The organism is Caballeronia sp. GAWG2-1 (genome assembly GCF_023631405.1).
Lineage (GTDB): Bacteria > Pseudomonadota > Gammaproteobacteria > Burkholderiales > Burkholderiaceae > Caballeronia.
On the sequence record NZ_JALQDD010000048.1, the window covers coordinates 35045 to 44924 of the forward strand.

A 9880-nucleotide genomic window follows, 5' to 3' on the forward strand; every position below is an offset into this window, starting at 1 on the left:
CCAACGAAACATCGAGCCATGCCAGTAAATCCCGACCCATTCTCAACGCCGTTCCACGATCCCGCGTCAGTGGCGGGCAAGGCGCCGCCCATCGGCGAATCGACCGATCTGCTGATCGTCGGAGCGGGGCCGGCCGGCATCGCGGCGGCACTCGAAGCGGCCGGTCGCGGTACACGCGTCACGCTCGTCGACGAAAACCCCGTGCCGCTCGAAACCATGGGCGAAGACGTGCCGCTGCACTTCGGCAGCCGCATGGGCGCGGAGGCAGGCAACGCCAACGCGATGCTCGAAGCCATGCTCGACGCCCGTCCCGAACTGGGCGACGCGCTCGAAGCGGGTATCGACGTGAAGCTGGGCACGGCAGTGTGGGGACTCTTCCCGCACGGGCCGGCGAACGCTTGGATCGGCACGCACGTGGCCGGTCTCGCGGACGCCGAACATACCTGGCTGCTGCAATTCAGTCAGGTGATCGTTGCGTCGGGGCGGCGCGACATGGGACTCGCCTTCGACGGCTGGCAACGCCCGGGCGTGATGGGTGCAAGCGCCGCGTGGCGGCTCGCGGTTCTCTACGGCGCGCTCGACGCGCGGCGCGCGGTGCTCGTCGGCAGCGACACGGATGCGCTTAACGTCGCGCTCGAACTCGTCTCGCGCGGCGTGCAGATCGTCGCGGTGATCGAACAGGCTGGCGAAATCGTCGGCGATGCGGCGCTCGCGGCGCAACTCGAAGCGAGCGGCGCGCACATTCTCACGCGTCATGTCGTGCGCCATGCACATGGCGATGCTTATGGCGTGACTTCCGTCGACGCAGCCACGCCCGACACGACCGCCCTGACGACATTCGATTGCGATACCGTGCTGCTCGGCATCGCCGCGTTGCCTGCAATCGAGCTGCTCGAAGCGGCAGGCTGCGCGACTGCGTTCGATGCCGCGCGCGGCGGTCATATCGCCCGTGTCGATGCGATGCAGCGCACCTCGTTGCCGTTCGCCTACGCGGCAGGCGACTGCGCGGGCGTCTGGCCGGCGAAGAGCCGCGACGAAACGATCGCGCGTGAAGAAGGCCGCCTCGCGGCGCGCGCGGCTTTATCGTCGTTGGATGAAAGCGCTCCTCTCGCCGACGCGCCGCCCGCGCGCCAACCCGATGCGCCCGCGCAAGACATCGCGCTATCGCGTGTCGAATGGGTGCGGGCAAGCGTCATCGGCGCGGCCGGCGAGCCGTTTGTCTGCCAGTGCGAGGAAGTGACGGCGCGCGAAATCCTCGATGTGCGGCCGCCGCGCTACCTCGGCTGGCAGCCCGCCGACGCGCTTCACGACACACGCGGCGTCGCGGGTCTCGCGCAAAGCGGGCCGCCCAGTCCCGACGCGGTGAAGCGTCTCACGCGCGCATGCATGGGCCCGTGCCAGGGCCGCCGATGCCGCGAGCAAGTCGCCGCGCTGCTCGCGATAGGCTCCAGCTGTGCGCTGCCGCGGATTCCGCTCGCCACATTCCGCGCGCCCGTCCGGCCGCTCGCGCTGCGGCAGCTAGCCGAGGTGGCCGAAGCGCAGGAGACCGGCGCGCATTGGGACAGCTGGTTCGGCATGGCGTCGCAATGGGTGCCGTTCTGGCGTGTCGATCCGCTGTATCGCGCGGGCACACGCCGTCAGGGCGAACCGGTGGCGAGCGAATGAACGAAGCATCGACCGGCCGTCGCACTCGAATCGAATCTTCCGGACAGACAAGCATGAAAGCAGACACGCAACAGGACAGCGGCACGCCGAAGGGCGCTTCGGTGGTTATCGTCGGCGGCGGCGTAACGGGTTTGTCGGCGGGATGGTGGCTCGCGCGCGAGGGTGTCGACGTGCTGGTGCTCGAAGCGGGAATGATCGGCTGGGGCGCGTCGGGCCGCAACGGCGGCGGTTGCTCGCATCATCACAGCCCGCTCTTTCTCGAAGAACAGCGTCTCTGGCCGATGATGGACGACTTGCTCGGCTATCCGACCGAGTTCCGCGCCGAGCGTCTGCGCATTGCGCTCGATGAACAGCAGTTCGTGTTGTACCGGCGCGCGCTCGAAAACGGCGAACACCACGGCCTGCGCTCGGACGTGCTCGATGCGAAACAGGTGCGCGAACTCGTGCCGCTCGCCGGCGACAACGTCCATGCCGGCTACTTCTATCACTTCGGCGGACATGCGAATCCGCATCGCACGTTGCAGGCTTATGCGTGGGCGCTGGAGGATCACGGCGGGCGCATTCTCCAGCACACGCCGGTGACAGGATTCGTCCGGCAAGGCGGACGCGTGAGCGCGGTGAGAACGGCTCACGGCGAGATTGCCTGCGATCATCTCGTGATCGCGGCCGGGCCGCATACCGGCGTGCTCGCGGCGCAACTCGATATCGATGTGCCGCTCGCCGCCGCACGCGCCGAGATGATCGTCACCGAGCCGTTGCCGCCAATGGCCATCGGCGGCGTGGACGGCAATGGCCTCTATGGACGGCAGACGCTGCGCGGCAATCTCGCTTACGGCGGCGGTCCGCACGAATGGATCGGCCTCGACGATGTGCCGAAGGTGCGGCCGCAATCGACTCCGCTTCAGTGCAGTATCGCGGCGCGCCTGGCTGCGTTGCTGCCCAAGGCGGCGCACGCGAAAGTCATCCGCAGTTGGGCGGGATATATCGAGAACACGCCGGATGGACGGCCCGTGATCGATCGTCCGGATGAACGAGGCAATGTGACGGTCGCGACGCTATCGAGCGTCGGCTTCGGCCTTTCGCCCGCAAGCGGTCACGCCATCCGCGATCTCGTGATGGACGGGCGCTGCGGTTTTGCGGATTTGTCGTCGCTGAGATTGGCGCGCTTCGCTCATCTCGAACCGGACTGGCGCGAGCTTCAGGGCTGGCTGCCGTTGCCGCTGCGCGCATCGGCGCCGGTGCTGGAAGCGGCTTGAGCGCATTGCGTCGCCCTTACGCCCGCCTGCTCACGACTGCGTCTGCGCCGCCCTCAACTCCGTCGGACTGATGCCGTAGGCGCGCCGGACCCAGCGCGCCAGATGCGAAGGCGACGCGAATCCCGTCGCCACCGCGACATCCGCGACCGGCACGCTCGAATACGTGAGCATTTCGTGCGCGCGCTCCAGCCGCAACTGCACGTAGTAGCGTGCGGGCGTCGCGTTCAGATGCCGCAGGAACAGGCGTTCCATCTGCCGCGACGTCATGCCGATAGCCGAGCCGATATCGTTGATCTGCAACGGCGTCTCGACATGCGCGCGCATCATCTCGATCGCCCGGCGGATGCCGCGCGGCAGACTCGCGTGATTCTGGTCGCGCCAGCCGCGCTGGCTGTCGGCGGTGTCGCGCATGCGCTCGTGATGGAACTGGTTCGCCACGCGCACCGCGAGATCGCTGCCGTGCTGCATCTTGATGAGATGCAGCATCAGGTCCATCGAAGCAATGCCGCCCGAGCACGTCATGCGGTCACGATCGATTTCATACAGCTTGCTGCTGCACAGCAGGTCGGGAAAAGCCTCCGTGAACGCCGGCAGATTTTCCCAGTGGATGGTGCACTGATAGCCATCGAGCAGGCCTGCTAGCGCGAGCAGATAGGTGCCCGTGGAAAGCGATCCGATGACCGCACCGGTGCGCGCCGCGCGTCGCAACGCGGCGACGAAGGCCGGTTCGAGCGCGGGTGCGAGCCGCAGGCCGCCGCAGACGAACACATAGTCCGCGCCGGCCAGCACGTCGTCGAACTTGCGCGCGGCAAGCGCGATGCCGTTCGATGCAGGCGCCGGCTCGCCGTCGAGGCTGGCGAGCGTCCACGCATACAATGTTTCGCCAGCGAGGCGGTTGGCCGAGCGCAACGGCTCGATGGCGGACGAGAGGCTCATCATGGACAAGCCATCGGCCAGCAAGAACACGAACTGGCGAGGCACGGCGGCGGACGAAGAAGCGGATTTGAGCAACGCGCGATTCGCAATGGACGATTCGAACCTCCGCATTCGCGAAGGCGGCTTGGGGCCAGCATGTGAGCGCTATTATGGTCGCTAAAACAAGCGTATGGCCAGAAGCGCCGCAACGGTATGGGATCTGAGCGGCGACACGCGCTGCATCTGCGGCGGAATCGGCCGAGGAGAAAGCATGCGAAATTCGTTCGTCGGGGTCGATCTGCGCGCGTTGCAGGCGTTCGTCGCGGTCTGCGAAACCCGCTCCATGACGGAAGCGGCGCGCGTACTCGGCGTCACGCAAAGCGCCGTGAGCCAACTCATCGCGGCGCTCGAGCGCGAACAAGGCGTGGCGCTCTTCGATCGCGAGTTCCGTCCGGTGCGGCCCAACGCGGCGGGCCGCATTCTCTTCGATCGCGCGGGCGCGCTGCTCGAACACGCGCAGGCGGTCTCGCACGACGTGCGTACGGCGACGAGCGAAGGCGTGCCGAGTCTGCGCATTGGTTGCGTGGATTCCTTCGCCGGAAGCGTCGGGCCGCATCTCGTGCAACGTCTTTCCGGGCGCATGAAAACCTTGTCGATGTGGTCCGGCCTCACGCCGACCCTCAGCGAACAGCTTACCAATCGCGAGCTCGATCTCGCCATTTGCACGGAAGCCACGCTCGATCCACGACGCGTCGAACTAAGGCCGCTTTTCTCCGAGACTTTCATTGCGGTGGCGCCGAGGCGCTTCAGCGGCAAGCGCGCGCCCGAGTCCTTTCATGAGGTGCTGCGCGAGTTGCCGCTCTTGCGTTATACGGGCCGCTCGCTCATCGGGCAGCAAGTGGAGCGGCTCATCAGGCACATGAATTTCAATGCCCCGAACCGCTATGAATTCGACGATACCGACCCGCTTCTGAGTCTGGTCGGCTCGGGATTCGGCTGCGCCATCACGTCGCCGCTGTGTCTCTGGCAATCGCGCGCGCATCTGGCGGATATCGCGGTCGTGCCGCTGGCCACGACGCGCATCGGGCATCGTCATTTCTACATTCTCACGCGTCAGGCCGAATGGTCGTCGATGGCAGAGGCCGTCGCGCGCGAGTCGGTGGCCGTGACGCGCGACGTAATTGCACCGGGCTTGCTTGCGGCTTTGCCCGGCGCGCCGCCCCATCTTTTCGATGCCTATGCCGCCGCGTTCGCCGCGCAAAGCGCCGCGTGAAATTAGCGGAACTGCTTCAAAACATAAGAGTTTCTGATTCGGCCGCGCGGCTTAATGGCAGGGATGCGTTCGCCTCTACCATCCGTAGCTGACAGCGGATACACGCAGTTCAACCTAAGAGACAGGGCAGGACGATGACCACAAACCGCCGTAGTTTTCTGAAGCAGGCTTCACTCGTCGGCGTAGCCGCGGCCACCTCGGGCCTTGCGTCATTCGCGCGCGCCGCGACCGTCGTGAACTACGGCGGCTCGGCGTGGCTTGGGCACTACGCGGCCTATGTCGCGATGAAGACGGACATCTTCACGAAGCTCGGCATCGACTGCCGCTGGCAATCGTTCTCCACTTCGTCGGCGCGCATGGGCGCGGTGATGGCGGGGAACATCGACATTGCGGGGACCGGCGTCGTCTCGGCGCTCGCGCTGATGGCAAGCGGCGCGAAGCAGTTTCAGCTCATCTCGACGCCGAACAACTTCGGCAAATCGGAAGGCCTTCTCGTGCGTGGCAATGTGAAGTCGCTCGCCGATCTCAAGGGCAAGAAGATCGGCGTCACGTATGCGTCGAGCTCGCATGTCCTGCTGCTCGACGTGCTGCGCCAGGCGAACTTGGACCCGGCGAAGGACGTGAGCATCATCAACTTGCCGGCGACGGAACTGCTGGCGGCGTATCGCGGTAATCAGATCGATGCCGCCGCCGCATGGACACCGACGTTCGACCGCATCAAGGCGCTGCCCGATACCAAACTGCTGCTCGACGATTCCTCGTTCTCGCTTTATAAGCAATATCAGTTGACGCCGGGCCCGGACGTGCTGCTGGTGCGCACCGCATTCGCCAGCGCCCATCCTGATGTGCCGAAAGCCTTTCTGCAAGGTGTCGCGCAAGCCAACGACATGATGACGCACGAGCCGGAGAAGGTCGCGCCCATTCTGATGACGCTCACGAATCTCACGCAGGACGAGCAGATGGCCGTGCTCAAGCAGACGCAGTGGTATTCCCACGCGCAGCAAAAGACGCTATTCGTCGGCAGCGGCGGAAAGCCGGGACCGTTCGTCGACGGCGTACAAAAGCTGAGCGACATGCTCGTCGATCTCAAGCAGATCGACCAGTCGCCGAAAGTGGCGGACTGGATCAACGCGTCGTATCTCTGAGCGCGCAGCATGGCATCCGACAACAAATGGACGAAGCGCGGCGGGCTTTTCGTCGTCAGCGCCTGCTCGCTGATCGGCTTTCTGCTGCTCTGGGAACTCGTGTGCCGCGCGGGTTTGGTCGATGCGGTGTTTCTGCCCGCGCCGTCGCAAGTGCTGAGCCGCGGCATCCGCATGTGGAATCAGCATACGTTGCTCGATAACGTGCTGGCCTCCATACGCCGGGTCATGGTGGGCTTTCTCGCCGCGGCGGTCGTGTCGATACCGCTCGGCATTGCGCTCGGCACCTCGCGCGTGGCGCGCGCCGTGTTCGACCCGCTGCTGTCCTTCCTGCGCCCGCTGCCGTCGATGAGTTGGATACCGCTGTCGCTGCTGTGGTTCGGCATCACCGAGACGCAGAAGTACAGCATCGTCTTCATGGGATCGTTCGCGCCTGCCCTTCTCTATGTGATCGACGCCACGCGCAACATCGACCCGATCTTCGTGCGCGCGGCGCGCAATCTCGGCGCGAACCGCTGGCAGGTCATGCGCGAAGTCATCCTGCCGGGCTGCATGCCGCAGATCCTGTCGGGCATGAAAGTGATTCTCGGCCTCTCGTGGACCTGCGTGATTTCCGCCGAACTCGTCGCCGCGCAGCAAGGGCTCGGCTTCATGATCATGAACGGCCGCGAATTCTTCCAGACCGATACGGTCGTGCTCGGCATGGTGCTCATCAGCATCACGGTGCTCATCACGGATGGCTTGTTCAGGCTCATCGAACGCGGAGTGCTCGCATGGCAACGATAGATGCCCCCATGATTCGCCTCGAAGGCGTGGCGAAGTCCTTCGGCGCGTTGCAAGTGCTCAAGGAAGTCGATCTCGATGTCGCGAAGGGCGAGTTTCTCGTGCTGCTTGGCGCGTCGGGTTGCGGCAAATCGACGATGCTCAACATGATCTCCGGCTTCGAGCCGCCGACGCAGGGCCGCGTGCTCGTCAATGGCCGCGAAGTGAAGGATGTCGAGCCGGCGTGCGGCATGGTCTTTCAGCAATACGCGCTGTTTCCGTGGAAAACGGTCAGCGAGAACGTCGCGTTCGGGTTGAAGATGCGCGGTGTCGGCCGGGCTGAAAGGCGTGATGCCGCGCGTCGCTATATCGAAGCCGTGGGGCTGAAGGGCTTCGAGGACAGCTATCCCGGCGCGCTTTCGGGCGGCATGAAACAGCGCGTGTCGATTGCGCGCGTACTCGCCAACGACCCGGACGTGATGCTGCTCGACGAACCCTTCGCCGCGCTCGACGCCATGACGCGGCAAGTGCTGCAGGAACAGCTTCTGTCGATCTACGAGAAGAGCGGCAAGACGATCGTCTTCATCACACATTCGATCGACGAAGCGCTGCTGCTCTCCACGCGCATGATCGTGATGGGCGCGAAACCGGGGCGCATCGTGCAGGACATCCGCAACGACCTGCCCTTGCCGCGTACCGCCGAAGTGCAGCTATCGCCTGCGTATCTGGAGATGAAGAAGTCGATCTGGGAAACGGTGCAGGCCGAAGTCATGCGAGGCCTGGAAGGCGCTGGCTGACGTTCGAACGCGCCGGTACTGCTGCTATCCATCGCTTTTGCTTATGAAGCGCTAGCGATGGCGGCAACCCGGCACACTGCAAACATCATCCGCATGAGAAAGGAAGCGCGACAGTGAATACGTACGATGTAGTGGTGATCGGCGCGGGCGTGATCGGCAGTTCCGTTGCGTTTCATCTGCAAAAGCTTGGCGCCAAAAGCGTGCTCGTGCTCGATCGCGCGACCATCGGCGCGGGCACGACGTCGCAATCGTCGGGCATTTTGCGCACGCATTATTCGGTCAAGGAAAACGTCGAACTCGCACGCAAGTCGTGGGCCGTGTTCAACGATTTCGCGGGCTACGTCGGCGACGATGAAGCCTCGTGCGGACTCGTGAAGTGCGGCTACATGATCGTTGCGGCCGATGGCGACAAGGTCGAACCGCTGCGCGCATCGCTCGAACAGCAGAAGCAGCAAGGCATTCCGCTCGAATTGCTCGATGCTCGCCAGGCTCACGAGCTCATGCCCATCGCGCAGTTCGACGACGCCGCGTTGATCGGCTATGAACCCGAGGCGGGCTTCGCGGATGCGTATCTCACGGCGACCAGTTTCGCTCGCGCGGCGCGGCGCGGCGGCGTGACGATCCGCGAGAACGTCACCGTGAACCGCTTGCTGATCGAGCACGGCAAGGTGAGCGGCGTGTCGACGAGCATCGGAGATTTTTCAGCGGCAATGGTCGTGAGCACGCAGAACATCTGGACCCCGGAACTCGCCGGATGGACCGGCCGCACACTGCCCGTCTCGCCGGAGCGTCATGCGGTGCTCGCGCTCGAATGCGAGGGCGCGGCCTACACCTACACCATGCCGGTGTTCAAGGATCTGGCCTCGCCCGGCATGCTCTATTACCGCTGCTATGGCGGCAATCAGATGCTCGTCAGCGAAGGCACCGCCGGAGAAAAACTCGCCACGGCCGATACCGAACAGGGCGACATCTCGATGGACTATGTCGTCGAGGTCGGCGCTCAGGTCGCCGAACGGTTTCCCGCATACGGAGCGGCGGGCATTGCGTCGTCGTGGACGGGCGTGTACGACGTCACGCCCGACTGGAATCCGGTGCTCGGCGCGCTGCCCGGCATCGAAGGGCTCGTCGTCGGCTACGGCTTTTCGGGGCACGGCTTCAAGCTCTCGCCGACGGTCGGCAAGGTGCTTGCGCAAGCCGCACTCGGCTTGCAAACCGATGTCTCGCTCGCGCCTTACTCGATCGAACGCTTCGAGACCGGCGCGCTGCTCACTGGAAAGTACGGTGTCGGCGCCGTCTCCTGAAGCGCGCGCGCCCGAGGGCGTCGCCATTGCACCGCTCGCGTCTTTTGCGCCGCAGGCGTGGCGCAACGGCGGCGGCATCACGCGCGCGCTCGCGGAAGATACGGAAGGCGGCTGGCGCATCAGCCTGGCCGACGTGGAACGCGACGGTCCGTATTCGCGCTTTCCCGGCATGACGCGGCAATCGCTCGTCATGACCGGTGCGGGCGTCACGCTGCAAGACGACGCCGTGCAAAGTCACTTGCGGCGCGGTATCGCCATGGAATACGACGGCGGCGTTGCGTGGCAAGCCACGTTGCACGACGGCCCTGTTGTCGCGCTCAATGTCATGGCGTTGCGCGGGCGCTATCGAGCACGCATCGAGCCATTGCGCGACGCCGCGTTCGTGCCCCTCGAATGTGTCGCGCTCGTGCTGACGATGAATGGCCGCTGCCTCGTCCACGCTGCCGACAGCGACGACGAGATCGTGCTGGCGGAAGGTCACGTGTTGACGCGCATGCCGGGCGCGCCTGCGCTTCATCTCGCGCCTCGGTCGTCGGGAAGCGATGCATCGATTGCGCTCGTCCTCGTCGAGCCCGACAGTCGGCGCTGATCCGCGCGGCTCTTTTCGAATCATTCAAGCAAGGAGATATGCACCCATGAAAATTCTGGTGCCAGTCAAGCGCGTGGTCGACTACAACGTGAAGGTCCGGGTGAAGTCGGACAACACGGGTGTCGATATCGCCAACGTGAAGATGTCCATGAACCCGTTCGACGAGATCGCCGTGGAAGA

The 9880-nt window shown here is 64.8% G+C and carries 9 protein-coding genes and 1 pseudogene; 9 read left to right on the forward strand and 1 reads right to left on the reverse strand.

Annotated elements, in window-relative coordinates; all coding sequences use genetic code 11:
* Positions 1 to 18: 18 nt before the first annotated feature.
* Both NCR98_RS32945 and NCR98_RS32950 read left to right on the forward strand, forming a co-directional pair.
* A complete protein-coding gene (locus NCR98_RS32945; protein ID WP_250528567.1) occupies positions 19 to 1665 on the forward strand; it encodes an FAD/NAD(P)-dependent oxidoreductase in 1647 nt (548 codons plus the stop codon).
* A 53-nt stretch (positions 1666 to 1718) separates the two neighbouring features.
* On the forward strand, positions 1719 to 2921 hold the full coding sequence (locus NCR98_RS32950; protein WP_250528568.1) for an NAD(P)/FAD-dependent oxidoreductase: 1203 nt from the start codon (positions 1719 to 1721) through the stop codon (positions 2919 to 2921).
* 30 nt (positions 2922 to 2951) lie between these two features.
* On the opposite strand, the gene NCR98_RS32955 is transcribed toward NCR98_RS32950, so the two are convergent.
* Positions 2952 to 3968, reverse strand: coding sequence for a GlxA family transcriptional regulator (locus NCR98_RS32955; RefSeq protein ID WP_244831425.1), 1017 nt, complete (start codon positions 3966 to 3968; stop codon positions 2952 to 2954).
* A 139-nt stretch (positions 3969 to 4107) separates the two neighbouring features.
* Here NCR98_RS32955 and NCR98_RS32960 point away from each other — a divergent pair, with 139 nt between their 5' ends.
* The 7 genes and pseudogenes from NCR98_RS32960 to NCR98_RS32990 all read left to right on the forward strand — a co-directional run.
* Positions 4108 to 5109, forward strand: coding sequence for a LysR family transcriptional regulator (locus tag NCR98_RS32960; protein ID WP_250528569.1), 1002 nt, complete (start codon positions 4108 to 4110; stop codon positions 5107 to 5109).
* Positions 5110 to 5243: 134 nt separating this feature from the next.
* Entirely contained in the window at positions 5244 to 6254 is a 1011-nt protein-coding gene (locus tag NCR98_RS32965) for an ABC transporter substrate-binding protein (RefSeq protein WP_250469924.1), read from the forward strand.
* Positions 6255 to 6263: 9 nt separating this feature from the next.
* The gene (locus NCR98_RS32970) at positions 6264 to 7037 is read left to right on the forward strand and encodes an ABC transporter permease (protein WP_244831428.1); all 774 of its coding nucleotides are present in this window, start codon (positions 6264 to 6266) and stop codon (positions 7035 to 7037) included.
* Positions 7025 to 7810, forward strand: coding sequence for an ABC transporter ATP-binding protein (locus tag NCR98_RS32975; RefSeq protein ID WP_244831429.1), 786 nt, complete (start codon positions 7025 to 7027; stop codon positions 7808 to 7810). The genes NCR98_RS32970 and NCR98_RS32975 overlap by 13 nt, the downstream gene beginning before the upstream one ends.
* Positions 7811 to 7923: 113 nt before the next feature.
* Positions 7924 to 9111, forward strand: a complete 1188-nt coding sequence (locus NCR98_RS32980) for an NAD(P)/FAD-dependent oxidoreductase (RefSeq protein ID WP_250510611.1) — start codon at positions 7924 to 7926, stop codon at positions 9109 to 9111.
* Complete coding sequence (locus NCR98_RS32985) at positions 9092 to 9700, forward strand: HutD/Ves family protein (RefSeq protein ID WP_250495308.1); 609 nt, start codon at positions 9092 to 9094, stop codon at positions 9698 to 9700. The genes NCR98_RS32980 and NCR98_RS32985 overlap by 20 nt, the downstream gene beginning before the upstream one ends.
* A 46-nt stretch (positions 9701 to 9746) precedes the next feature.
* Positions 9747 to 9880 (forward strand): annotated as a pseudogene (locus tag NCR98_RS32990) (electron transfer flavoprotein subunit beta/FixA family protein); the annotation flags it as partial.